This window comes from Methylophilus sp., assembly GCF_052437885.1.
Lineage (GTDB): Bacteria > Pseudomonadota > Gammaproteobacteria > Burkholderiales > Methylophilaceae > Methylophilus.
In genome coordinates this window covers 220,917-246,244 of record NZ_JBQVPB010000002.1, presented here as the reverse complement: position 1 = coordinate 246,244, position 25,328 = coordinate 220,917, and the positions used below count along the sequence as shown (strand labels likewise).

27 protein-coding genes are annotated in these 25,328 nt (G+C 51.2%); 4 read left to right on the top strand and 23 right to left on the bottom strand.

Annotated elements, in window-relative coordinates; genetic code table 11:
• The first annotated feature begins 109 nt into the window (after positions 1-109).
• Complete coding sequence (locus tag ACT6RZ_RS03005; RefSeq protein ID WP_444700706.1) at positions 110-748, top strand: thiol:disulfide interchange protein DsbA/DsbL; 639 nt, start codon at positions 110-112, stop codon at positions 746-748.
• A 72-nt stretch (positions 749-820) separates the two neighbouring features.
• On the opposite strand, the gene ACT6RZ_RS03000 is transcribed toward ACT6RZ_RS03005, so the two are convergent.
• From ACT6RZ_RS03000 to ACT6RZ_RS02985, 4 genes are all read right to left on the bottom strand, one after another.
• Positions 821-1,201 carry a hypothetical protein gene (locus tag ACT6RZ_RS03000; RefSeq protein ID WP_444700705.1) on the bottom strand — a complete coding sequence of 127 codons (381 nt, stop codon included), beginning with the start codon at positions 1,199-1,201 and terminating at the stop codon, positions 821-823.
• The gene (locus tag ACT6RZ_RS02995; protein WP_444700704.1) at positions 1,198-1,791 is read right to left on the bottom strand and encodes a hypothetical protein; all 594 of its coding nucleotides are present in this window, start codon (positions 1,789-1,791) and stop codon (positions 1,198-1,200) included. Before ACT6RZ_RS02995 ends, ACT6RZ_RS03000 begins: the two co-directional genes overlap by 4 nt.
• A gap of 158 nt (positions 1,792-1,949) precedes the next feature.
• Positions 1,950-3,638, bottom strand: coding sequence for a potassium channel family protein (locus tag ACT6RZ_RS02990; protein ID WP_444700703.1), 1,689 nt, complete (start codon positions 3,636-3,638; stop codon positions 1,950-1,952).
• Between the two features lie 13 nt (positions 3,639-3,651).
• Positions 3,652-4,026 carry a DUF6394 family protein gene (locus ACT6RZ_RS02985; RefSeq protein ID WP_444700702.1) on the bottom strand — a complete coding sequence of 125 codons (375 nt, stop codon included), beginning with the start codon at positions 4,024-4,026 and terminating at the stop codon, positions 3,652-3,654.
• A gap of 60 nt (positions 4,027-4,086) precedes the next feature.
• Here ACT6RZ_RS02985 and ACT6RZ_RS02980 point away from each other — a divergent pair, with 60 nt between their 5' ends.
• On the top strand, positions 4,087-4,896 hold the full coding sequence (locus ACT6RZ_RS02980; protein ID WP_444700701.1) for an SDR family oxidoreductase: 810 nt from the start codon (positions 4,087-4,089) through the stop codon (positions 4,894-4,896).
• A 19-nt stretch (positions 4,897-4,915) separates the two neighbouring features.
• On the opposite strand, the gene ACT6RZ_RS02975 is transcribed toward ACT6RZ_RS02980, so the two are convergent.
• From ACT6RZ_RS02975 to mnmG, 19 genes are all read right to left on the bottom strand, one after another.
• Complete coding sequence (locus ACT6RZ_RS02975; RefSeq protein ID WP_444700700.1) at positions 4,916-5,251, bottom strand: YegP family protein; 336 nt, start codon at positions 5,249-5,251, stop codon at positions 4,916-4,918.
• Positions 5,252-5,450: 199 nt separating this feature from the next.
• The gene (gene ettA / locus ACT6RZ_RS02970; RefSeq protein ID WP_444700699.1) at positions 5,451-7,115 is read right to left on the bottom strand and encodes an energy-dependent translational throttle protein EttA; all 1,665 of its coding nucleotides are present in this window, start codon (positions 7,113-7,115) and stop codon (positions 5,451-5,453) included.
• 157 nt (positions 7,116-7,272) lie between these two features.
• Entirely contained in the window at positions 7,273-7,737 is a 465-nt protein-coding gene (locus ACT6RZ_RS02965) for an Hsp20 family protein (protein ID WP_444700698.1), read from the bottom strand.
• 122 nt (positions 7,738-7,859) lie between these two features.
• Complete coding sequence (locus tag ACT6RZ_RS02960; protein ID WP_444700697.1) at positions 7,860-9,080, bottom strand: EAL and HDOD domain-containing protein; 1,221 nt, start codon at positions 9,078-9,080, stop codon at positions 7,860-7,862.
• 150 nt (positions 9,081-9,230) lie between these two features.
• Positions 9,231-11,066 carry a glutamine--fructose-6-phosphate transaminase (isomerizing) gene (gene glmS / locus ACT6RZ_RS02955; protein ID WP_444700696.1) on the bottom strand — a complete coding sequence of 612 codons (1,836 nt, stop codon included), beginning with the start codon at positions 11,064-11,066 and terminating at the stop codon, positions 9,231-9,233.
• Positions 11,067-11,070: 4 nt separating this feature from the next.
• On the bottom strand, positions 11,071-12,441 hold the full coding sequence (glmU, locus tag ACT6RZ_RS02950; protein ID WP_444700695.1) for a bifunctional UDP-N-acetylglucosamine diphosphorylase/glucosamine-1-phosphate N-acetyltransferase GlmU: 1,371 nt from the start codon (positions 12,439-12,441) through the stop codon (positions 11,071-11,073).
• A gap of 78 nt (positions 12,442-12,519) precedes the next feature.
• A complete protein-coding gene (locus tag ACT6RZ_RS02945; RefSeq protein ID WP_444700694.1) occupies positions 12,520-12,945 on the bottom strand; it encodes a F0F1 ATP synthase subunit epsilon in 426 nt (141 codons plus the stop codon).
• A gap of 72 nt (positions 12,946-13,017) precedes the next feature.
• On the bottom strand, positions 13,018-14,454 hold the full coding sequence (atpD, locus tag ACT6RZ_RS02940) for a F0F1 ATP synthase subunit beta (protein ID WP_444700693.1): 1,437 nt from the start codon (positions 14,452-14,454) through the stop codon (positions 13,018-13,020).
• Between the two features lie 66 nt (positions 14,455-14,520).
• Positions 14,521-15,390: a F0F1 ATP synthase subunit gamma gene (atpG, locus tag ACT6RZ_RS02935; RefSeq protein ID WP_442585137.1), complete on the bottom strand. Its 870-nt coding sequence runs from the start codon at positions 15,388-15,390 to the stop codon at positions 14,521-14,523.
• Positions 15,391-15,419: 29 nt separating this feature from the next.
• Complete coding sequence (gene atpA, locus ACT6RZ_RS02930; RefSeq protein WP_055830703.1) at positions 15,420-16,961, bottom strand: F0F1 ATP synthase subunit alpha; 1,542 nt, start codon at positions 16,959-16,961, stop codon at positions 15,420-15,422.
• Between the two features lie 16 nt (positions 16,962-16,977).
• A complete protein-coding gene (locus ACT6RZ_RS02925; protein ID WP_444700692.1) occupies positions 16,978-17,514 on the bottom strand; it encodes a F0F1 ATP synthase subunit delta in 537 nt (178 codons plus the stop codon).
• Positions 17,515-17,523: 9 nt separating this feature from the next.
• Complete coding sequence (locus tag ACT6RZ_RS02920; protein ID WP_444700691.1) at positions 17,524-17,994, bottom strand: F0F1 ATP synthase subunit B; 471 nt, start codon at positions 17,992-17,994, stop codon at positions 17,524-17,526.
• 65 nt (positions 17,995-18,059) lie between these two features.
• The gene (gene atpE, locus ACT6RZ_RS02915; RefSeq protein WP_055830697.1) at positions 18,060-18,326 is read right to left on the bottom strand and encodes a F0F1 ATP synthase subunit C; all 267 of its coding nucleotides are present in this window, start codon (positions 18,324-18,326) and stop codon (positions 18,060-18,062) included.
• Positions 18,327-18,386: 60 nt separating this feature from the next.
• A complete protein-coding gene (gene atpB, locus ACT6RZ_RS02910) occupies positions 18,387-19,274 on the bottom strand; it encodes a F0F1 ATP synthase subunit A (protein WP_444700690.1) in 888 nt (295 codons plus the stop codon).
• 28 nt (positions 19,275-19,302) lie between these two features.
• Positions 19,303-19,758 carry an ATP synthase subunit I gene (locus ACT6RZ_RS02905; protein ID WP_444700689.1) on the bottom strand — a complete coding sequence of 152 codons (456 nt, stop codon included), beginning with the start codon at positions 19,756-19,758 and terminating at the stop codon, positions 19,303-19,305.
• 96 nt (positions 19,759-19,854) lie between these two features.
• A complete protein-coding gene (locus ACT6RZ_RS02900) occupies positions 19,855-20,703 on the bottom strand; it encodes a ParB/RepB/Spo0J family partition protein (RefSeq protein ID WP_444700688.1) in 849 nt (282 codons plus the stop codon).
• 49 nt (positions 20,704-20,752) lie between these two features.
• Positions 20,753-21,511: a ParA family protein gene (locus tag ACT6RZ_RS02895; protein WP_444700687.1), complete on the bottom strand. Its 759-nt coding sequence runs from the start codon at positions 21,509-21,511 to the stop codon at positions 20,753-20,755.
• Positions 21,511-22,137 (bottom strand): 16S rRNA (guanine(527)-N(7))-methyltransferase RsmG, encoded by a 627-nt coding sequence (gene rsmG, locus ACT6RZ_RS02890; protein ID WP_444700686.1) that lies wholly within the window; start codon positions 22,135-22,137, stop codon positions 21,511-21,513. Before rsmG ends, ACT6RZ_RS02895 begins: the two co-directional genes overlap by 1 nt.
• Complete coding sequence (gene mnmG, locus ACT6RZ_RS02885; protein WP_444700777.1) at positions 22,134-24,071, bottom strand: tRNA uridine-5-carboxymethylaminomethyl(34) synthesis enzyme MnmG; 1,938 nt, start codon at positions 24,069-24,071, stop codon at positions 22,134-22,136. Before mnmG ends, rsmG begins: the two co-directional genes overlap by 4 nt.
• A 222-nt stretch (positions 24,072-24,293) precedes the next feature.
• Between mnmG and ACT6RZ_RS02880 the strand changes: the two genes are divergently transcribed.
• Both ACT6RZ_RS02880 and ACT6RZ_RS02875 read left to right on the top strand, forming a co-directional pair.
• The gene (locus tag ACT6RZ_RS02880; RefSeq protein WP_444700685.1) at positions 24,294-24,728 is read left to right on the top strand and encodes a DUF1924 domain-containing protein; all 435 of its coding nucleotides are present in this window, start codon (positions 24,294-24,296) and stop codon (positions 24,726-24,728) included.
• Positions 24,729-24,735: 7 nt separating this feature from the next.
• Complete coding sequence (locus ACT6RZ_RS02875; protein WP_444700684.1) at positions 24,736-25,323, top strand: cytochrome b/b6 domain-containing protein; 588 nt, start codon at positions 24,736-24,738, stop codon at positions 25,321-25,323.
• Positions 25,324-25,328: the final 5 nt, after the last annotated feature.

The following is a 25,328-nucleotide window of genomic DNA, read 5'->3' as shown; positions in this document are numbered from 1 at the left end:
CTGTCATCGTGTTGTCACCCTGAGACGTTAAACCACCAGTACGTCACAGATGTATTAAAGATCATCCACGTTTAATCATTACTTTCCATCGAACAAGGAAACTCACTCTATGAAAAAAATGTTGTTAAGTCTGATGCTACTGGCAGGACTCACTTCCACTGCGGCCTTGGCAGACCCACAAGCAGGTCAGCAGTTTGACCAGGTCACGCAACAGATCGCCACCGACCAGCCAGCCAAAATCGAAGTCATGGAAATCTTCTGGTATGGCTGTCCGCATTGTTACCACATGGAACAGCCGCTGGACGCCTGGGTGAAAAAATTACCTGCCGACGTTTATTTCAAACGTGTGCCAGCGCTGCCTAACGCCGGCTGGGCACCCATGGCTAAAACCTTTTACGCCATGCAGGAGCTGGGCGTGCTCGACAAATTGCACGGCCAGTTGTTTGACGCTATCCATAAAAGCAAGACTCTGAATCCGGCGGATGAAGCAGCGGCGATGGACTGGGTGATCAAGCAGGGCGGCCTGGACAAAGTGAAAGTAGAAAAAGCCTTCAAATCTTTTGCCACCACCATGCAGCTGAACAAAGCCATGCAAGTGTTCAAGGCTTCAGGCGCTACCGGCGTCCCCAGCCTGATCATTGATGGCAAATACATTACCGGCAGTTCTATGGCCGGTGGTAACGATGCAGCACTGCAAACGGCAGACTTCATCATCAACAATGTACGCAAAGACAAAGCCAAGAAATAAGGTTGCTCTGCAATAAAAAAGCCCTGCACTGCAGGGCTTTTTTATTGGCTTGGCTTAAATGCAAGGCAGCTCTCAAGCATCATCTCTCGCGTTGTTACCATCGGTGGGCTGCTGTTCTTCAGCCTGGTTCTTGTCCCAGCGCTTGCCGGTAAACACCCAGCCTATCAATAGCATTTCGAGCACTACCCGGAATACCCTGGAAATAGGGGCGCTGGCCTCCACCCGGGGCTGTGGCGGTTGCGGCTTGATAAAGTCACTCAATAATTCGCGCGCCAGGTCTAGAGACTCGCCAGGCACCATAAAGGTCTGCGTGTTGTAGTCCTTGATCTGCAGGCCGGGGTAGAGCTTGCTAAAAGCTGCGCCGCGTATGAAATATGGCACTTCATACGCTTGCAGCATGGATGAGATGACGGCGACTTCAGACTCGGTTTGCGCGGTATAGAGTGGAATCATTTTTTAGCCTCATCATCATTTAATATATGTTTAATAAAATGAGTTCTGTCTTTCTCTAGTGGAAGCTTTGCAAAATGATGACCGACAAAGCCCAGGTTCTGCACCGGGATAAAATTAGCCACGCGGCTGACTAACTGCCTGGCATCAGGATGCTCTGTTTCAACTTCTACCGACCAGAATTTTTTACCGCCCCTGGGCATAAAGCTGGATAGATGCAAACTGCCATGTCCATCATTGGTGATCAGTTCGACTACATTTCTAGCGCCATGATCTAATGAAATATAAGAGCGGATAGCGCCGAAATACATCACCGGGTAATGCTGCTGTTGCCGGCTGCCAAAAAAAGTATAGCGGGTGACTTCTATCTGCCTGCTGGTCTTGTTGATCAGTATCTTCGTTTTTGAAGCGATATACATGCGCCAGCTGCCATAAGCACTGAGCAGGACTGTCAGCATCAACAGGGCTAGCGTCAGCGCGTTGAGGCCTTTAGCAAGATAACTTGTGACAGTGCAAGACAACAATAAGGCAAACAATAAAACAGTTTTGGTCTTAAGCGCACCCTTGGCAGGGGTAATTAATAATTCGGTCATACAGCCTTAAAAAATTCAACAACAAAAGCTACCCGGTTTAAATGTGAGCGGGTTTCATTCGGCGGGGTGTTAATACGATACGTGTGTCAGCACGCATAGGGTCATGGCAAAACTTTCAATCTAACAACTGTGGCTTACTGGTATATCGGATGCAGACTTCACGATTTCAACCAGCGCCCTATCCAGGTTTCAGGCATTTCGGTGCCGGTGACGATGTAATGCAGGGTTTTAATGTCATGCATGACATAGCGCTGTATTGATTTTGCCTGATCCATGCCGCAGCACAAGATCTTATCGCCTATCTGCAACGGCGTAGAAAGCTCGGGCAGCATGTATTTTTGTTCGCCGCGCACCAGCATCAAGGGTACCACCGGCATCTCGTGCCGGTTGCCGGCATAGCTGGTGACCAGGTGTTTGAGCGTGGGTTGCAAGCCTTGCTGCAGCAGTGAACACACCGCAAAAGCCATTTCGCCTTCAATGGTGATATCCCAGGTATCCGGCACCTGCTCACCCAGTTTGGACACCAGTTGCGCGATCACCGCATTGGCCCAGGCATTGGTCTGGTGCCTGGCAGTGGTCAGAAACTCCGCCAGCATGGGCGATACCATATACGACAGACAGGTATGCGCGATTACATCGCTAGGCTGCATGGTGATATCGGCATTAAAGTGATCGAACAGCGGATCGTTATGACGCTTGTTTTTGCGGATGATCACAAACAGCTCGGGGTTCACCTCCAGCGCCGTCATCACGATAGACAGGTTGTTAATATCGTTATCAGTGCCTGCCACTATGCCTGTGGCTTGCTCTATGCCGGCTTGCTGCAGTATATGTGATTCAACGCCGCTACCGACGATACAGTTTTTACATTGCGTGCCTTTGGGGTCGGCCTCTATGATGGTCACATCCATGGCCCCATTCTGCAGGCTGCTGACTACCGATTTGCCAAAGCGGCCAAAGCCGCAGGCGATCCACTTGCCTTTGGGGATGGCTGCCGGTGGCGCGATCGCATCGCCCGGCGCCCTGGTCAGCCATTCGTGCAGCAGGTAAGTCCCCAGGGCATTGAGCCGCATGGCCAGATGTTCGCCAAAGATCTTGTAAGGGTTGATGATATGGTCGGTGCCGAACGAGGCCATATTGGCAGCCACCACATCATTTTCCACCCTGGCCAGCACCGGCAATTGCGGTTTGATCAGTTTGATGGCGACCGAGATCGCCAGGTTGGCATGGTCATCATCGGTGAGCGCTGCCACGCCGCGGCACATGGGGTTTTTAATGCCGGCAAACAGCAATACTTCAGACAGTTTGGCATCAGCACACAGATGCGGCACATAAAACTGGTAATCGGTCATTTCCAGCTCACTCATGCGCTCCGGCGAGATCTCCAGCACCACGACGCGCAATTCATTTTTATCCAGCGCCCGCACCAGCTCGCTACCGGTTTCGCCATAACCGCAAATCAGGTAGAACGGCTCCATCAGGTTACACACATCGCGCTTGAACCTGGCGGTTTTGATCGCCTGCTTGAGCGATGCCTCCTGAAACAGCGCAATGATCGCCCCTATGGCATAAAACCAGGCAATCACCGTGAAATAGATAGCGAAGGTCATCCACATACGCTGATGGCCGGTGAACGGGTAGGGGATCTCGCCAAAGCCTATGGTGGTAGCGGTATAGCTCAGGATATAAAAAGCGTCGAAAAAACTCAGTCTATAGGCCTGGCCGTGATCATCCGCGCCGGGGATCAGCACAAAACCGATCAGCGCGATGGCATAGCTGATGATCACCATCAGCAACGGCGCGCGCATGCGCCGCAGGATCAGAAAGATGATCTGGTTGAGGTTCATTGCTGCAATATCACTAGCGGCGCAGGGTGACGGTTTCGTAAATCAGCAGGATCACCGAAGTCACATTGGCCAGAAAGGCACCGCCAGACAACGACACGATACCCACGATCACTTCGGCTTCGGTAGACTGGGTGCCGGCGGCGGTCCAGATAATGGCGGCGGCGATCAACTGCAGGTCAGCGACCAGGCTGGTGGCAAGATGGATGGCGCCTATCTGCGTGCGATCACCGAATTTCAACACCGTCGCGATCAGGTTGACCACGATCGCGGTATACAACTCATAATGCAAATGGTGTTTGGGATTATCAATTTGGCCGACAAAAAAACCAAAATTGAGTGTCATGGCCAAAATAATAAAAAAGCCAAAGATCACTTTTTCCAGATTCATGATTGTTCCCTCGTGATGTTTTATGGCATTCTAACCCAACCATTTTCTCCTGTACCATTTATGCAACAAGCTATTCCCCCGCATCTGCACATCATCATCACCGGCGCCTCCAGCGGCATAGGTCAGGCATTGGCCAGGGCTTATGCCCGCCGGTATGGCGCGCACTGCACCCTGGGCCTGATAGGGCGCAAGCAGGCTGCGCTGGAAAGCCTGCAAAATGAGATCGGTGCTGCCTATGGCAGCCAGGTGCATTGCTATACAGCAGACGTGCGCGATGCTGAGCGCATGCAGGCGATTGCGCAAACCTGGCTGGCCGAGGTCGGCACCCCGCATATCGTCATCGCCAATGCCGGGGTCAGCCGTGGCACGCTCACCGAATACCAGGAGGATATTCCGGCCTTTCAGGCGGTGTTCGACACCAATGTCATGGGCCTGGTACACACCTTCCAGCCCTTTATTGCCGCCATGAAAGCAGCCGCAGGCCGGGGCGAGCCGGCGCAACTGGTAGGCATCGCCAGTGTGGCCGGCATACGCGGCTTGCCCGGTTCCGGCGCTTACAGTGCCAGCAAGGCGGCAGCGATCACCTACCTGGAAAGCCTGCGCGTTGAAATGCAGTTGCATCAGATAGGCGTCACTACCATCTCGCCTGGCTATATACGCACGCCGATGACGGATATCAACACCTATGCCATGCCATTTCTGCTGGATGCAGAGGTGTTCGCCGAGCGGGCCGTCAAGGCGATCGCCAGCGGCAGGCGCTATACGGTCATCCCCTGGCAAATGGCTATCGTGGCGCGTTTGCTACGCCTGATCCCGGCCGGCTTGTGGGACGCGCTGATGAAAAAAGCCCCGCACAAGGCGAGGCTTTAGGTTCAGCGTAGCAGGGCGATCAGGTCAGGTCTTTAATGGTTGCGCTGCTGCCATTATTCTTGACTGACGCGATGCCGTTATCACGCCCGGCCTCTGAGGAATACATCTGGCTAGTGCCTATGATCTGACTATTAGCTGCCAGCAAATTGAAATAAGGGCTGCCATCCCTGGCCACCAGTTTTTGATAACGCTCGTCCACAGCACTGTTCTTCTGTACCGATTCAATGCCATTTTGTGCCGCTGCTTTGGTCGTATACTGCTCGCTTCTCAGGATCTGCTCGCCGTTACCGGCTTTCAGCGCAAAACCGAACTGACCATTTGCAGCACTTTTTGTGAGTTCAAACCAACCTGCCATCGCTCGCTCCTTGTTTTCTGATGAATAAAGAAATTCCTACAAAAACGAATATTCATCATGAACAATGTTTTTTTATTTGTAAATCTTTCCCGCCCCAAAATGGCGCATTTATCGTCATTTGTATGATTAAAATCATATTGATAGCGATAAGTAATGGCTGAAAGCAAAAGTCCCATTCATCAGAACGGGACTTTTTGTTTTAACGTGCGATCGGTTTGTAACGGATACGCTTGGGTTTGGCGCCTTCTTCACCCAGGCGTTTCTTCTTGTCGGCTTCGTATTCCTGGTAGTTGCCGTTGAAGAATGTCCATTGCGACTCACCTTCTGCCGCCAGGATATGTGTCGCGATGCGATCCAGGAACCAGCGGTCATGCGAGGTCACCAGTACGCAGCCGGAGAACTCCAGCAAGGCGTCTTCCAGCGCGCGCAGGGTTTCCACATCGAGGTCATTTGAAGGTTCATCGAGCAGCAGGACATTGGCGCCGGAGATCAGGGTTTTAGCCAGATGCAGGCGGCCACGCTCACCACCCGACAGTTGACCCACTATCTTCTGCTGGTCACCGCCTTTAAAGTTAAAGCGGCCGATATAGGCACGGCTAGGCATTTCAAATTTGCCCACCGTTAATATATCCAGGCCACCTGAGATGGCTTCGAATACCGTTTTATCGTTATCCAGCCCCTCACGGCTTTGGTCGACTGCGGCCAGCTGCACGGTTGGGCCAGTGATGATCTCACCGCTATCTGGCTGTTCTTTACCTTGCAGCATGCGGAACAAGGTAGATTTACCGGCACCGTTAGGGCCGATGACGCCGACGATCGCTCCCGGCGGGATGCTGAAGGACAAATCATCGATCAGCAGGCGGTCACCAAAGCCTTTGGAGACATTGTTAAATTCAATGACCTGGTTACCCAGACGCTCGCCTGGCGGGATAAAGATCTCCTGTGTCTCGTTACGACGCTGGTATTCGACGCCGGACATTTCTTCATAGCGGGCCAGACGTGCCTTGCTCTTGGACTGACGTGCTTTTGCGCCCTGGCGTACCCATTCCAGCTCTTGCTTCATGGCTTTGCGGTGCGCATCTTCCTGTTTATGTTCCTGGGCCAGGCGCTCCTCCTTCTGTTCCAGCCAGTTAGAGTAGTTGCCTTTCCAGGGAATGCCTTCGCCACGGTCCAGCTCCAGTATCCACTCGGCGGCATTATCCAGGAAGTATCTATCATGGGTGACGGCGACCACAGTGCCGGGGAAACGCACCAGGAACTGCTCCAGCCAATCGACAGATTCGGCATCCAGGTGGTTGGTCGGTTCGTCCAGCAACAGCATATCCGGCCTGGATAACAGCAGTTTGCACAAGGCGACTCGGCGCTTCTCGCCACCTGACAGCGGGCCTATCTTGGCATCCCACGGTGGCAGGCGCAGCGCATCGGCGGCGATCTCCAGCTGCTGCTCTACATCACTGCCGCTGGCAGTCAGGATATTCTCATATTTGGCCTGCTCTTCGGCCAGCTTGTCAAAATCGGCATCCGGCTCCGCATAAGCGGCGTAGATCTCTTCCAGCTTTTGCTTGGCTTCCATCACCGCACCCAGGCCGGCTTCGACTTCCTGGCGCACGGTCTTTTCCGCATCCAGCTCAGGCTCCTGTGGCAAATAGCCTATGGAGATATTCGGCTGCCATTGCACTTCGCCTTCATAATCTTTATCCGCGCCGGCCATGATACGCAAAACGGTCGATTTACCTGAACCGTTCAGGCCGAGCAAGCCTATCTTGGCGCCAGGAAAGAACGACAGTGAGATGTTTTTAATGATCTGCCGCTTGGGCGGCACGATTTTGCTCACGCGGAGCATGGACATGACATATTGGGCCATAGGATGGACAAGCCTTGAAAAATTCTAAAAACGTATTTTAATACGCATCCCCCAACTGCGCTTGCTTAAACGCACCCGAATCAGATTATTCGGCTGGCCGCCATGAAAAAAGGGCCCCAGCGGGCCCTTTCTATATCAGGTGACTATATCAGGTCGATCAGGCAGCTTTTTGCGCCAGCAATGTAGAGACACTGGCTGATGCCTGGCTGTTTATCTCTATCTTGCGCGGTTTAAGCGCTTCCGGGATCTCGCGTACCAGGGCGATACTCAATAAACCGTTTTCCAGGTTGGCGCCGGTGACTTTAACGTGGTCGGCCAATTGGAATTTATGTTCAAAATCGCGGTTGGCGATGCCACGGTGCAGAAAAGTGGTTTCCTGCTCTTTTTTGGCTTTGCGGCCTGTCACGCGCAAGGTCTGGTGTTCGGTCTCGATCTCCAGTTCGTTTAACTGGAACCCGGCAATGGCCATGACTATCTGGTAGGCATTTTCATCGACCAGTTCGATGTTATAAGGCGGGTAGCTGATCTCGTTCTCACTGCGCTGGCCGTCGTTGAGCATTTTTGCCAGACGATCAAAACCAATGGCGGTGCGGTAGAGTGGGGTTAAGTCATAAGTACGCATACGTTTATCCTTTTAAAAATTAAGCGATCAACATGATTCACAGACCTCAAACTGCAAGCATCTGTGATTTCAATATGGGAATGCGCCTGATTTTTTCAAGTGGATAAAAAGTATCTGTGTATTTAAACGCCCAGCTTCTCGGTCCAGGCCAAGGCTTCCATATGGCACTGGTTGACCTTCTCCGGGTTGAGCTGCAACATTTCAGCCAGATGCAGGATCTGATCACTGTTGGCGTCCTCGCAAGCCTCGGTCAGCTTGAGGAAAGGGCCAAAAATACTCGAACGCTGTGTCAGTGCATCGACGATAGGTTCTGGCAATTGCAGTTTTTCCAGGATATCTTCCATCGGCACTTTCAGCATGACATCCAGCAGCGAAAATACGCCGACCACAAACAGGTTGTCGCGGTCTTTTTTGTCAAAGAAAGGCTCACCCAGTAACTCGGTCAGGCGGCCACGCGTGATAGACGTTTTCATCAGGGCAGGCGAGGTGCTGTTATTGCCGGCGGTGACCATCAGCAAGGTCAGCCAGCGGTAGAGCTGGTTACGCCCGAGTATGGTCAAGGCATGCCCTATGGATTGCACTTCGCAAGACAAGCCAAAGCCTACCGAGTTGATGTAACGCAATAATTTGTAGCTCAGGGTGGTATCGCGCTTGAAACCGTTCTCAATGTCGCGATTGTCTGCTTCCTGGCTGACCAGGTTCAATAAATTCAATACCCCTTCAAAACTGGGGTTGATGACTTTGGCATTCAGATTTTCTGGCCTGGCGTAAAAATAACCCTGAAACTGCTGATAGCCTGCCTCTTGCAGACTCTTGAACTGGGCGTTTTGCTCAACCTTTTCTGCAATCAATCTGCAGCCTGGTTTCTGGTACTTTTTCAGCCATGCGCTGGCGGTTGCAATATCGACATCGCGCATATCCAGCTTGATGTAATCTGCCAGCGGCAGCAAGGCTTCCAGATGCGCATGGCGTTGCGGGTTATCCAGGGCGATCCTAAATTTTGCGGCTTTCAGTGCCTGGCAACGCGCAATGATCTCTGGCGTCACATCGACCTGATGCACGATCTCCAGCACCGTTTTCTCGGCTGGCATCAGTTCCAGGAATTCACTATTGAGCATGACGTGATCGACATTGATGAAAGCCAGTTGCTGACCCAGCAGCCAGCTTTCATGCATTTCATCCATGGTGGTGGAAAGAATCCTGGCGCAGGTCTGAATATCTTCTGCAAACGGCGTATCACTGCCAGCGGATTCTTTTCTGAAAAAGAATTCGTAGCCTATGATCTCCTGCTTGTCATTAACAACAGGCTGGCGCCCGATAATACTCTGATGTGATGTGGTCATGACTACATTTTTCCTAATTAGCACCGATTACGAGTGACCGGTGACTAGTGCTCAACCACTAGTATAGGTGAAAGCAATCTACTTCTTAATTGCAAAAAAGCCCCAATTGCCGGGGCTTTTCCCAGTTTGGGCTTATTTTCAGGTTTGCGCTTATTCTACAGTGACGCTCTTGGCCAGGTTACGCGGTTTATCGACATCCGTGCCTTTGAGCAGGGCCGCATGATAGGCGAGCAATTGCACCGGGATCACGTGCAGGATAGGGGATAGCACGCCTACATGTCTTGGTGTGCGGATGACATGCACACCTTCAGACGCATTAAAGTGGCTGTCAGCGTCGGCAAACACGAACAATTCACCTCCGCGCGCTTTCACTTCCTGCATATTGGATTTCACTTTTTCGAGCAGCGCGTCGTTAGGGGCGATCACCACTACCGGCATATTGCTGTCTACCAGTGCCAGCGGGCCATGTTTCAGCTCACCGGCCGGGTAGGCTTCGGCATGGATATAGGAGATCTCCTTGAGCTTGAGGGCCCCTTCCATCGCAATAGGGAAGTGCACGCCACGGCCCAGGAATAAGGCATGTTCTTTATCGCCGAAGCGGGCTGCCCATTCGCGGATCTGCGGTTCAAGATTGAGGGCGATCTGTACGCTGCTGGTGAGCTGGCGCAGATCGGTCAGGTAAGCTTGTTCCTGCGCTGGCGCTAATAAGCCGCGTTCTTTTGCCAGCGTCACCGAGAGTACGAACAGCGCGATCAATTGCGTGGTGAACGCCTTGGTGCTGGCAACGCCGATCTCAGCGCCGGCACGGGTGTAGAAAATCAGTGTAGAGGCACGCGGGATGGCGCTTTCCTGCACATTGCAGATCGCCAGGCTGTAGCCATGGCCCAGTTTCTGCGCATGCTTGAGCGCTTCCATGGTATCCAGCGTTTCGCCGGATTGCGAGATAGTGACCACTAACTGTCTGGGATTAGGTACCGAATCCCGATAACGGTATTCACTGGCAATTTCGACCGAGGTAGGGATACGGGCGATGCTTTCCAGCCAGTATTTGGCAGTGAGGCCGGCATAATAGCTGGTGCCTGCCGCCAGGATAAGCACGCTATCGATGTGGCGGAAGATATCTGCGGCAGCGGTGCCGAACAGCTCGCTTCTAAAAGCGCCATCATCTATCAGCGCTTCTATGGTATCGCTTATGGCGCGCGGTTGTTCGTGTATCTCTTTTTGCATGAAGTGGCTGTAAGGGCCAAGTTCCAGCGAGGCCAGTGAAACATCACTCATATGCACTTTACGTTGCACTGTTTCGCCTTGCCTGTCATAAATGACCACGGCATCGGTACTGAGCGTGGCGACATCACCATCTTCCAGGTAGATCACTTTGCGCGTGGCAGACAGCACTGCAGACACATCGGAAGCGACGAAATTCTCCTGCTCGCCCAGGCCTATCAGCAATGGGCAACCGAGGCGGGCAACTACTAGTTGTCCGGGATTATCCAGTGCCACCGCGCTGATGGCATAAGCGCCGGTCAGCTCAGTGATAGACTGTTGAACCGCTTGCAGCAGATCTTTGCTCTGCTGGTAATAATAGTGCACCAGATGGGCGATCACTTCGGTGTCGGTCTGTGAATAGAACTGGTAGCCCAGGGCCGTCAGGCGGTCACGCTGTTGGTCGTGGTTCTCGATGATACCGTTATGTACCACGGCGATCTGTGCATTATCCTGCGCTGGCGAGACATGCGGGTGCGCATTCTGCTCGGTGACACCGCCATGGGTCGCCCAGCGGGTATGACCGATGCCGATATGGCTTTGCAAGCCTTGCGCCTTGTTCTCCAGCTCAGCCACGCGGCCGACTGAACGCACGCGCTCGATCTGCTGGTTGAGCACGGCTATGCCGGCTGAGTCATAACCACGGTACTCAAGGCGGCTCAGGCCCTCTATGAGTAATGGAACGATATTTCTGTTTGCTACCGCACCGACTATGCCACACATACGCTTATTTTTTCACCTTTTGCGGACGTTTCCATCCTTGAATTGAACGTTGCTCACGTGCCCGACACAGGGTCAGTGAGTCAGCCGGTACATTTTTAGTAATGGTTGAGCCTGCCGCAATGGTAGCGCCCCTTCCAACGGTGACCGGCGCCACCAGTTGCGTATCAGAACCAACAAACACATCATCTTCAATCGTGGTCTTATGTTTGTTCGCGCCATCATAATTGCAAGTGATGACACCGGCCCCGATATTCACATTGGCGCCTATGCTGGCATCACCGACATAGCTTAAGTGGTTGACCTTGCTGCCCAGGCCCACCGTTGCATTCTTGATCTCGACAAAATTGCCTACGTGCGTATGCGCAGCCAGCTGCGTGCCAGGACGTAAACGTGCAAATGGACCAACTTTACTGTCTTCACCTATGGTTGCATCGTCAATATGCGTGAACGCCGCCAGCTTGGTGCCTTTGGCAATGGTTGCATTCTTGATTACACAGTTAGGCCCGATTTCAACGCCATCTTCCAACGTAACCGAACCTTCGAATACACAGTTCACATCAATGACAACATCTAGCCCACAGTTTAGTTTTCCACGAATATCAATGCGGCTTGCATCAAATAAAGTCACGCCCTGGGCCATCAAATTAATGGCCTGACGAGATTGATATTCGCGCTCTATCTCTTGCAGATCCAGTTTGGAATTAATGCCAGTCACTGACCATGCATCTGCAACCACTAGTGGCAACACCGCGCGGCCTTCTTTCACTGACAATGCAATGATATCGGTTAAATAATATTCTTTTTGTGCATTGTGATTAGAGATTTGTGACAGCCAGTTTTTAAGCTGCGCATTCGGCATCGCCATGATGCCGGTATTCACTTCCTGAATAGCACGCTGCGCCTCACTGGCATCTTTGTGTTCAACGATCTCAAGCACTTGCTGGTCTGCATTGCGCACAATACGGCCATAGCCGCTTGGATCATCCTTGATAAAGGTCTGTACCACAAGATGCTGGTCTGCCTGCTTAAGCATTTCTTTGCATGCTTGCACATCAACCAGTGGCACATCACCCAATAGAATCAATGTAGATCCATTATCTGTCAGCAAGGGGAGGGCTTGTTGTACTGCGTGACCAGTACCGAGTTGCTCTGCCTGTAATACCCAATGCAAATCATCGCCTGGCGTTTGTTGCTTAACCTGCTCACCACCAAAACCGTAGACGACAATCACTTTCTGCGGATCAAGTTGCCGTGCTGCATCAATAACATGATGCAAAATTGGTTTACCACCAACGGCATGCAGAACCTTGGGCAGGTCAGAGCGCATACGCGTGCCTTTGCCGGCTGCCAGGATAATAATGTTCAAGTCAGTCATATTGCTATTTTATCTCAGAAACAAAAAAGGCGGCTCGAAAGCCACCTTGTTTTGTAATTTGCCTCTAGTACGCAATGTCTAGTGTACAGATTTGCGCAATTTCTGGATCGCCTGAATCTGAGCCACCGCTTCGGCCAGTTCAGCTTGCGCTGCCGCGTAGTCAATCTCAGAAGAACGATTTTTCAAGGCTTCTTCTGCGGCTTCTTTTGCAGCAATGGCTTTGGCTTCGTCCAGATCCTGACCACGGATCGCAGTGTCAGCCAACACAGTGATCACACCTGGCTGAACTTCCAGCATGCCGCCAGAAATATAAATCAGGGTTTCGTCTTTGTCAGCAGCCTGCTTGATACGCAAAGCACCTGGCTTGATGGTCGTGATCATAGGTGCATGGTTAGGGTAGATACCTACTTCACCAGCACCTGCTGGCGCCACGACAAACTCAGCTTCGCCGGAGAAGATCGATTCTTCCGCGCTTACTACATCGATATGCACAGTATTTGCCATAATGTTCTCTTTTCTATTTCACTGAAAGAAACAAGCAGGGATTAGCATCGCCTGCTTGTATCCATAAACACATTAGTTCAGTGTTTTAGCTTTCTCAACTGCTTCTTCGATACCACCCACCATGTAGAACGCTTGCTCAGGCAAGTGATCGTATTCGCCGGCAACAATCGCTTTAAAGCCTTTGATGGTTTCTTTCAATGGTACGTATTTGCCTGGCGCACCAGTAAATACTTCAGCCACGTGGAAAGGTTGTGACAGGAAACGCTGGATCTTACGTGCACGGCCTACAGACAGTTTGTCTTCTGGAGACAATTCGTCCATACCCAGAATCGCAATGATGTCGCGCAGTTCTTTATAACGTTGCAGTGTTTGTTGAACGCTACGTGCCACGCTGTAGTGCTCTTCGCCAACCACCAGTGGGTCCAGCTGACGTGAGGTTGAATCCAGTGGATCAACCGCAGGGTAGATACCCAGAGATGCAATGTCACGTGACAACACAACTGTAGAATCCAAATGCTGGAAAGTCGTCGCTGGTGATGGGTCGGTCAAGTCATCCGCAGGCACGTAAACCGCTTGGATAGAAGTAATAGAACCCACTTTGGTAGAAGTAATACGCTCTTGCAAACGGCCCATTTCATCAGCCAGGGTAGGTTGGTAACCTACCGCTGAAGGCATACGGCCCAGCAAGGCAGATACTTCAGTACCGGCCAGTGTGTAACGGTAGATGTTATCCACGAAGAACAATACATCACGGCCTTCGTCACGGAATTTTTCAGCCATGGTCAAACCTGACAACGCTACGCGCAGACGGTTGCCTGGAGGCTCGTTCATCTGACCGAACACCATGGCTACTTTTGATTCTTTCATGTTGTCCAGCTTGATCACGCCAGCATCTGCCATCTCGTGGTAGAAGTCGTTACCTTCACGGGTACGCTCACCTACACCGGCAAACACGGATAAACCGGAGTGCTGTTTGGCGATGTTGTTGATCAGTTCCAGCATGTTCACGGTCTTGCCTACACCAGCACCGCCGAACAGACCTACTTTACCGCCTTTAGCGAACGGGCAAACCAGGTCGATCACCTTGATGCCGGTTTCCAGCAGGTCAACGGAAGGAGACAGTTCTTCGAAAGCCGGGGCTTTCTGGTGGATAGAACGGAATTCTGTAGAATCGATAGGGCCGACTTCATCGATAGGGCGACCCAATACGTCCATGATACGGCCCAGAGTGCCTTCACCGACTGGGACTGAGATTGCTGAACCAGTATTCTTGAATGCGGTACCGCGTGCCAGACCGTCTGATGAACCCATGGCAATGGTACGTACCACGCCGTCACCCAGCTGTTGTTGCACTTCCAGTGTCAAACCGGTTTCTGCATTGGAGTTTTTGTCATCAATGATCAATGCATCGAATACTTTAGGCATTTGGTCGCGGGGAAACTCCACGTCAACCACAGCGCCAATACACTGCACTACTTTACCTGTTACTACTTGATTTGCCTTTGCCATTTTCTTTTCCTAACTGTATGAGTCAGATCTAATTGAATTCTTTCACTTGCGCTTTAAGCGCGCGTCTTAGGACGAAACTGCCGCCGCACCGCCGACGATTTCTGAAATCTCTTTGGTGATCGCAGCCTGACGGGCTTTGTTGTACACCAGTTTCAGTTCGCCGATCACGCTCTTCGCGTTATCGGATGCAGACTTCATCGCCACCATACGTGCAGACTGTTCTGATGCCATGTTTTCGGCCACTGCGTTGTAAATCAGTGATTCGATATAACGTGTCATCAACTCATCCACCACTGGTTTAGCTTCAGGCTCATAGATGTAATCCCAATGGCCGTTCGGGCTGCCCAGTTGCTCGCCGGACAATGGCAGCAGTTGCTGCATGGTCGGCTCTTGCTTCATGGTATTGATGAATTTGGTATAGCAGATATAAAGCTGATCGATTTCACCGGCAATATAAGCATCCAGCATCACTTTGATGCTACCGATCAGTTTTTCCAGATGCGGTGTATCGCCCAGGCCTGTGATATGTGATTTCACCTGTGCGCCGATACGGTTCATAAAGCCATAGCCTTTGTTACCGATCGCGCTGACGCTGATGCCTTTGCCTTCAGCTTCCCAGGCTTTCATCTGGTTCAGCGACAAACGCAATACGTTGGTATTCAAACCACCGCACAAGCCTTTGTCAGAGCTGACCACGATCAGGCCGATATTTTTCACCACATCACGCTTGATCAGAAACGGATGCCTGTACTCGGATTGTGCAAAGGAGAGGTGAGCAGCCACATTACGGATCTTATCCGCATATGGGCGCGAAGCACGCATTCTGTCCTGCGCTTTACGCATTTTAGAAGCGGCTACCATCTCCATCGCCTTGGTGATCTTGCGTGTATTTTCTACACTCTTGATCTTGGTTCTAATCTCTTTACTACCTGCCATGTTAGGTTCCTAAGTCGAAGTGTCAGAGATTAATAAGCGTTGGTTGCTTTGAAATCTTGAATCGCAGCTTCCAATGCTTTCTCGTTGTCGCCACTCAGATCTTTACTGGAATCGATCGCGTCTATGATGTTCTTGTACTTGGAGTTCAAGAAACCATGCAATGCGTTTTCAAATGCCAGTACCTTGTTGGTCGGTACATCGTCAAAGTAACCTTTGTTTGCTGCAAACAGGCTGACGCCCATCGCGGCAACGCTCAGTGGTGAGTATTGTGCCTGTTTCATCAACTCGGTAAACATACGACCGCGGTCCAGCTGTTTACGGGTCGCTTCATCCAGGTCAGACGCAAACTGCGCAAACGCAGCCAGTTCACGATACTGAGCCAGTGCCAGACGCACACCGCCACCCAGTTTTTTAATGATCTTGGTTTGTGCAGCACCACCCACGCGGGATACTGAGATACCGGCGTTGATCGCTGGACGCACACCGGCGTTGAACAAGTCAGTTTCCAGGAAGATCTGGCCATCGGTAATCGAGATCACGTTGGTCGGCACGAATGCAGATACGTCACCGGCTTGCGTTTCAATCACTGGCAATGCAGTCAATGAACCTGTTTTGCCTTTGACTTTGCCTTCAGTGAATTTCTCTACGTACTCTTCGTTGACTCGCGCAGCGCGCTCCAGCAAGCGTGAGTGGATGTAGAACACGTCACCCGGGTAAGCTTCGCGGCCTGGTGGGCGGCGCAGCAACAGGGAGATCTGACGGTAAGCAACCGCTTGTTTGGACAAGTCATCGTAAACGATCAGTGCATCTTCACCGCGGTCACGGAAGTATTCGCCCATGGTACAACCGGCATAAGGAGCCAGGAATTGCAATGCAGCAGAGTCAGAAGCAGAAGCAGCCACGATGATGGTGTAAGCCATCGCGCCGTGCTCTTCCAGTTTACGTACCACGTTAGCAATGGTAGAAGCTTTCTGGCCGATCGCAACGTAGATACAGGTCATGTTCTGACCCTTCTGGTTGATGATCGCATCAACAGCCACTGCTGTTTTACCAGTCTGACGGTCACCAATGATCAATTCACGCTGGCCACGACCAACCGGCACCATGGAGTCGATAGACTTCAGGCCAGTTTGTACTGGTTGTGAAACTGATTTACGCGCAATCACGCCTGGTGCAATCTTTTCGATCTTGTCAGTCAGTTTGGTTTTAACCGGGCCTTTGCCATCGATAGGCTGACCCAGTGAGTTCACTACACGGCCTATCAGTTCCGGGCCGACTGGCACTTCCAGAATACGACCGGTACATTTACATACGTCGCCTTCGGTGATGTGCTCGTAATCACCCAGCACCACTGCACCCACGGAGTCACGCTCCAGGTTCAGTGCCAGACCGAATGTATTGCCTGGAAACTCAATCATCTCGCCAGCCATGACATTGGACAAACCGTGAATACGCACAATGCCGTCTGTCACAGAAATCACAGTACCTTGGGTACGCGCTTCAGCGGTAGTAGAGAAGTTTTCCAAACGGCTCTTGATGAGCTCGCTAATCTCTGATGTTGATAACTGCATTTAAATCTCCTATGCCTTATGCTGTTAGCGTATAGGCTAAATTTTGTAACTGACCTTGGACAGACGCGTCGATGACGGTGTCGCCAACAATAATTTTGATGCCGCCGATGATTTCCGGATCTACCGAAACGCTTGCTTCAATTTTCTTGCCGAACTTGGCTTCCAGACGTTTGACCAAATCTTTAGACTGCGCAGCTGTCAGTTTTGCAGCAGCGATAATTTGAGCGTCCAGCGTGCCTTCATCTTGCGCTTTCAAAGCCTCAAAAGCTTCAGCAATGGCAGGCAATAAGGATAAACGGCCGTATTCAACCAAGATCTTGATTAAATTCTGCCCATGAGCATCCAGATTGTCGCCGCTCACTTTAAGGAAGGCTGCTTCAATATCGGCAGCATTCAGTGTCGGGCTATCAATCAGGGCTTTCATGTGCGCATCGGTAGCAACTGCCGCAGCAAATGCCAGCATTTCGGACCATTTTGCCAATGCCTTGTTTTCTTTGCCTAACTTGTAGGCGGCAACGGCATAAGGCCTTGCAATGGTTGAGAGTTCAGCCATGTTTTATCCTTATAGTTCCGCAGCAAGTTTAGACAACATCTCGCTATGTGCTTTGGCGTCGATCTCTTTACGCAGGATTTTTTCTGCGCCGGCCACAGCCAGTGTAGAAACTTGAGCGCGCAGGCCTTCTTTAGCGCGGTTCACTTCCTGATCGATTTCGGCTTTGGCACCAGCAATGATGCGATCACCTTCAGCCTTGGCATTACCCTTGGCTTCATCGATGATTTGTGCAGCGCGTTTTTCAGCTTGCCCAATGATCTCACTTGCTTTTTGTTTTGCTTCATTCAGTGTCGCGTCAGATTTCTTAGCCGCTACTTCCAAGGCACTTCTACCTTCTTGAGCAGCCGCCAAACCATCTGCGATCTCCTTTTGGCGCGCTTCTATCGCTTTTAACAGCGGCGGCCAAACGAATTTCACTGTGAACCAAATCAACACTGCAAATGCGATAGCTTGCGCGATGAGTGTGAAATTAATATTCATTTTTGATCCATCTTACTGGGTTGTTGAAAGGTTTAAGTCACTACTTAAACCCTACCTGGCGTTAATTACTGTGCAACAACGCTCAACAATGGGTTTGCGAATGCAAACATCATGGCCAAACCAACACCGATAATGAAGGACGCGTCGATCAAACCCAACAGCAGGAATACTTTACCTTGCAAAGCTGGGATCATTTCTGGTTGACGTGCAGCACCTTCCAGGAAACTTGCACACATAATACCAATACCGATACAGGCACCTGCAGCACCCAAACCGATGATCAAACCGATGCCAATGCCTGTGTAGGCCTGAATCAATGCTAAAGCTTCCATTATGTATTACCCTCTCTTATGTAAAGAAATAAAAACAACTACAAACTAAAAAAATTAAAACTAGTGCGATTCATGCGCCATGGCCAGGTACACCACAGTCAGCATCATGAAAATAAAGGCTTGCAAGGCCACAATCAGGATGTGGAAGATAGACCAGCCAGCACCCAATACTGCACCTGCAATCGTCCCGGTGATACCAGTGGCTGCCCACAGACCCAGCAACAGGAAGATCACTTCACCGGCATACATGTTGCCGAACAGACGCAGTGAGTGGGAAAGCGGTTTTGAAACGTATTCGATGAGGTTGAAAGCGAAGTTTGCGACGAACAGCAAAGGGCTTAAAACGAGACCAATAAAGCCAAGGGCCGTTTTTGGTTTGAAGAATTTGGCTGAACCGAAAGGTGCACAGAACAACTCGTGGATCCAGCCGCCCAGGCCTTTGGCCTTGATGGAGAAGAATATCATCAGGAACCAGACTGCCAGTGCCAATGCGAATGTGGTGTTGATATCTGAGGTTGGGACGATACGCCATTTAGCATGCTCACCACCAAAAAAGCTAACGATAGCTGCTACCCAGTCAACTGGTAAAAAGTCCATCGAGTTCATTGCCAGCACCCACATAAAAACAGTCAAGGCTGTTGGGGCGATAAAACTATGACGATCACCGTGGAAAATATTTTTGACTTGATCATCAATAAAACCGAACACTAACTCCACAAAGGCTTGACGCTTGGTCGGTACACCAGCAGTTGCGCCACGTGCAACCCACCAAATCAAACCCATCACCAGCAAACCCAGCACCACGGAAGTCAATAACGTATCGTAATGCAGTACCCAAAAACCCTCGGATGCCGTATTACCGTTAACACCCTGCGCATTAAAGCTCAAATGGTGGCCAATATAATCTGCAGGTGTGCGCTCTGCTTGCTGTACGTGTTCGGTTGTCATATTCTCAAACTATTTTAAATAAACGTGTCTACACAGGGGTTTGCGATTTAGCCAGGGCAGCACCCGAAAACAGGGCAGCGGCCGCCAGACCGGCTATCAGCGCAAACGGCACCAACGATTGATACAACTTGAATACCGCCAATAAGATGATCGCGATAATCAGGACTTTCACTGCTTCAGCCTTGAGCAGATTCAACAATACATCTGTTGCTTGCGTCTTGGACTGGCTTTTTGCTGCGATTCTTGCCGCGAACCAGGCACCAATGATAACCGCCGTACCCCCAAACAAGGCTGAAATACCTGCGGGAAACCCGGAGATCAAAGCCGCTGCTATGGTCACAGCTGCCGTTGCCATCACTTGCCAACGCAGCATATTGCGATACATTTGTGCGTCGGAGAGGCTGGTGTCCGGTGTGGTCATGGGGTTTAACTGCAAAAAATCAAGGCAAATTGCTACAAAGACGCGAGATTTTGAATTATTCACCGTGTTAAGTCAAGCTTTCAGCACGACATAACTGCCTGAATGTGCTGGAAAAATCCCACACCAGTCTAATTTTTTGCTTTTTGCCGGAACTTTTGCTTATTTGCCCGTGAGTTTTGCTATCCAATCATCCAGCTGGTCTAAATTCGCATAGCTCAGTTTCAATACGCCGGAACCATTGGTTTTAGCACTGATATTCACGCCCGCGCCCAATTGCTCACTCAATTCTGTTTGCAGCGTAGCGATATCCGGCTGCTCAGCTGCCCTGGCTTGTTTTTTACTGCCAGGCGCCTGTTGCATCAGGCGCTCTATCTCACGCACTGACAGACCGTCTTGCACCACTTTATTGGCTAACAAGATCTGCTGGGCCGGCTCAACTCCGACCAATGCCCGGGCATGGCCCATATCGATCTGGTTATCCAGCAGCATATCCTGCACCATAGGTGTCAGCGTCAGCAGGCGTAACAGGTTGGAGACCGCCACACGTGAACGGCCAACGGCTTCCGCGGCTTTTTCATGCGTCATATCAAACTCGTCGATCAGACGTTTGATACCCATGGCTTCTTCCAGCGGGTTCAGGTTCTCGCGCTGTATGTTCTCGATCAGGGCCATCGCCAGGGCGGCTTCATCGGCGATCTCGCGCACCAGCACCGGCACTTCGGTCAGGCCGGCTTTTTGCGATGCACGCCAGCGGCGTTCACCGGCGATGATCTCAAATTTTTCTTCTGCGATCTCACGTACCAGAATAGGTTGCATGATGCCTTGCGCACGTATGGAGTCGGCCAGCGTTTGCAGGGCTTCCTCATTCATATATGAACGTGGCTGATACTTGCCCGGCTGGAGCTGGCTGACATGCAGCGTACGTAACGTGTCCGATTGCGCGATGGTTTCCACATCACCGGATAACAATGCATCGAGTCCGCGTCCTAATCCTTTGAGCTTAACCATACTGCTGATTCCTTGTGTTGAATGTCTGTAAAAATTTTGCGATGAAAGATCAGTTCTTCTGTATCAGTTCCTGCGCCAGCTCCAGGTATGCCTGCGCGCCCTTGGAGGCACGGTCATAGAGCAGCACCGGCATGCCATAACTGGGCGCTTCTGCCAGCCGCACATTGCGCGGAATGATGGTCTGGTAGACTTTTTTACCGAAATGGCTGACCAGTTGTGCCGACACCTGTTGCGCCAGCATATTGCGGTTATCAAACATGGTACGCAGCAGGCCTTCGATTTCCAGCACCGGGTTTAAGTGAGCGCGCACTTTCTTGATGGTGTTGACCAGGTCTGACAAACCTTCCAGCGCGTAGTATTCACACTGCATGGGGATCATCACCGAATCTGCCGCGGTCAGGGCGTTCACCGTCACCAGATTGAGCGAAGGCGGGCAGTCGAGCAGGGCATACTCATAGCTGTCACCGAGTTTTAGCAGCGCATTTTTCAAACGTGTCTCGCGCGCCATTTCATTGACCAGTTCGACCTCGGCACCAGCCAGATCGCGATTGGATGGCGCTACGTCGAATTTGGCCGCTTCCGCATGCACGATCACTTCCTGCAAGGTCTTATTGCCTATCAGCACCTGATAGATACTATCCTTGAGATGGGCTTTGTCTATGCCGCTACCAGTGCTGGCATTGCCTTGCGGATCAAGATCGACCAACAACACTTTTTTTCCCTGCTCGGCCAGACTGGCAGCCAGATTGACGCAGGTAGTGGTTTTGCCCACGCCGCCTTTTTGGTTGGTGATCGCGATTATTTTCATTATGAATTCTCAAACACGATTAAATGTCTTTCCGCTTGCAGGCTTGGCACTTGCAAACGAATAATTTCTGTAGGGATGACACTCGCCAGCTGCAACTCGTCGGCTGGCACCACACCCTTCATGGCCAGCCAGCGGCCATGGTCAACGATCAGGTGCATGGTCAGGCGCCTGAATAAAGCAATATCCGAGAATGCCCGGGAAATAACCTGGTCGAAAGGCGAGGGCGGCTGATAGGCTTCAACCCGCCCATGTACCACTTCTACATTGCTCAAACCTAATTCCGCTTTCACCTGGCGCATAAAAATGGCTTTTTTCTGCACCGTATCTATGGTGGTCACCTGCACATCGGGGCGGGTGATGGCAATGATCAACCCCGGCAAACCACCGCCACTACCTACATCCAGCAAACGCCCGGATCGTATATGCGGCAATACACTCAGACTATCCAGTATATGCAGGCTCAGCATTTCCTGTGGGTCTCGTACCGCGGTCAGGTTGTATACCTTATTCCATTTTTGCAGCAGGGCAATATATGCCAGGCATTTTTCCTGCATCTCTGCTGAAACAACCGCTGCCAGACCCAGCGCCTCAACACCGGCGGCCAATTGTGCTGCCAATACTGTCATGCTGCTGCGATATCGCCCGAGTGACTTTGCTTTTTCTGTTTACGCTTGAGATAAACCAGCAATAAAGAAATGGTGGCTGGCGTAATACCCTGGATGCGACTGGCCTGGCCTATGGTCTCAGGCTGTTGCTGCAACAGTTTCTGGCGCGCTTCATTACTTAAGCCATGCACATCGTTATAATCAATCAAGCCGCCCAGCTTTATCTGCTCACTGTTTTTCTGGCGTGCGATCTCTTCTTTCTGCCTGTCTATATAGCCCTGGTATTTGGCAGCGATCTCCACCTGTTCAAGCACATCATCCGCCAGCGCTTCCGGCGAAGGTACTATATCCAGCAGTGATTGATAACTGATTTCCGGGCGACGCAATAATTCAAACAGGGAATACTCATGCTCCAGCGCCTTACCGAAAACAGCCAGTTGTGTTTCACGTGAAACAATTTTGTTTTGACTGTTGCTATTCACCTGACCGCCATCTGGCTGCAGATAGGTGCGTTTGAGTCTGGCCTGCTCGCGCGCTACCATTTCCTGCTTTTTGCTGAAAGCTTCCCAACGGGCATCATCCACCAAACCCAATTTGCGTCCGATCTCGGTCAGCCGCATATCAGCATTATCTTCACGCAACTGCAGGCGGTATTCAGCGCGGCTGGTAAACATACGGTAAGGCTCATTGACACCAGTCGTGATGAGGTCATCAACCAGCACACCCAGATAGGCTTGTTCGCGGGAAGGGCACCAGCCTTCTTTATCCTGTGCATACAAGGCTGCATTTGCCCCTGCCAGCAATCCTTGCGCCGCCGCCTCTTCATAACCGGTAGTACCATTAATCTGCCCGGCAAAGAACAGGCCTTGTACCGTCTTGGTTTCCAGAGTCGATTTTAAGCCTCTGGGGTCGTAGTAGTCATATTCTATGGCGTATCCGGGGCGCAGGATGTGCGCATTCTCCAAACCACGGATAGAACGCACCAGCGCCAACTGGATATCAAACGGCAAACTGGTTGAGATACCGTTAGGGTAGATCTCATGTGTGGTCAACCCTTCAGGCTCCAGAAAAACCTGGTGTGATTCTTTATCTGCAAAGCGGTGTATCTTGTCTTCAACCGACGGGCAATAACGCGGGCCCACACCTTCGATCACGCCGGTATACATGGGTGAGCGATCCAGGCCGCTGCGTATGATGTCATGTGTCTGCTGGTTGGTGTGCGTGATCCAGCAAGGCAATTGTTGCGGATGTTGTGCCACATTGCCCAAAAATGAGAACACCGGCACTGGTGTATCACCAGGCTGCTCTGTCATCACACTGTAGTTGATAGTGCGGCCATCAATGCGCGGTGGAGTGCCGGTTTTAAGCCGGCCGGCCGGGAGACCGATCTCACGTAGCCGGGCCGCCAGTGAAATAGCTGGCGGGTCGCCGGCGCGCCCTGCACTATAGTTCTGCAAACCCACATGTACCCGACCACCAAGGAAAGTACCCGCCGTCAACACTACAGACCTGGAGTGAAAGCGCAGCCCTATCTGTGTCACCACCCCGACCGCTTTTTCGCCTTCGAGGATGATATCGTCCACCGCCTGCTGGAACAGCCACAGGTTGGCCTGATTTTCCAGGCGCTGGCGTATGGCGGCTTTATACAAAATGCGATCAGCCTGCGCACGTGTCGCACGCACTGCCGGGCCTTTGCTTGAGTTCAGGATACGAAACTGGATACCACCTTCATCGGTGGCTGCAGCCATGGCGCCGCCGAGTGCATCCACCTCTTTAACCAAATGCCCCTTACCTATGCCACCGATAGAAGGGTTACACGACATTTGCCCCAAAGTTTCGATGTTGTGGGTCAGCAACAGGGTTTTTTGCCCCATGCGCGCAGCCGCCAGCGCCGCCTCGGTGCCGGCATGGCCACCACCGACAACGATGACATCGAACTTATCAGGGAAATCCATCATAAAGTGATTGAACTGTTTGATTTAAAAAGAGTTGTGATTTTAGCGTAAACTAGGCTGATGGTCATTTTAATTCAGTGCTTAATCACATCTTAGTTACACTTGAGGCGTGTTTTAATACAAATTAATAACGGTTTAATACAAATCAATTACACCGAGGCCATATTTATTTAACATAAAAATACTAAAATTTGACTCAATAATAACCAAGGAGCTCTTACCATGAAAATGAAAACAATGATTGCTGTATTCGGGGTACTTTTTTCTGCACACGCACTGGCAGACGTTACCAATGCTGAAAAACTGGTATACAAATATACCAATATCGCACAGTCGGTGAACCCGGCTTTTAAAGCACCATCCATCACTGACGGCAAGATATTCTTCAACCGCAAGTTTCAAACACCTAGCGGCAAAGAAGCAGCTTGCGCATCCTGCCACACCAACAACCCGGCCAACACTGGTAAGAACATCGTCACCAACAAGGATATTCCACCTTTGGCGCCACGCGTGAATACCAAGCGCTTTACCGACCTGGATAAAGTAGAAGAAGAGTTCACCAAGCACTGCAACGATATTTTAGGTGCCGATTGTGCGCCAGCAGAAAAAGCCAACTTTATCGCATATCTGCTGACTGAAACCAAGTCAAGCAAATAAGCACAGGATGCTGCGCTACGTTTGGGACCCGTTTATCAGGATCTTCCACTGGTCACTGGTGGCAGCCTTCAGCTACGCTTTTTACACCCATAGTTCCATGTGGGACCGCCTGCACCATGCGTATGCAGGCTATGTAGCGGGGACCCTGATCGTAGCGCGTATCATCTGGGGCATAGTAGCGACAGGTTACGCCAACTTTCAGCGCTTTCCCCTGAACCCGATCTGGGCCTTCAAGTACTTTTTCAAATTACTAAAAGGCACGGCCAGGCATTATATAGGCCATAACCCGATAGGCTCACTGGCGATCTATGCCATGCTGGGGCTGGGCATCATCGCGGTAGGTTCAGGCTGCATCGTCTATAACAGTGGCTGGGGCTTTATTGATGCGGATATGAGCCAGGTCATTCATCACTATGTGACCTGGGGATGGCTGGCGGTAGTGGTAGTGCATGTGCTCGGGGTGCTGTTTGAAAGTTTTATCCACCACGACAACCTGATCTGGGCCATGATCACAGGTAGCAAACGCGTGTGCAGTATTGATGAACGCTTCAGTCAACGCAACACACCGTTTCCCAGACAAAAAAAAGCCCGCTGATGCGG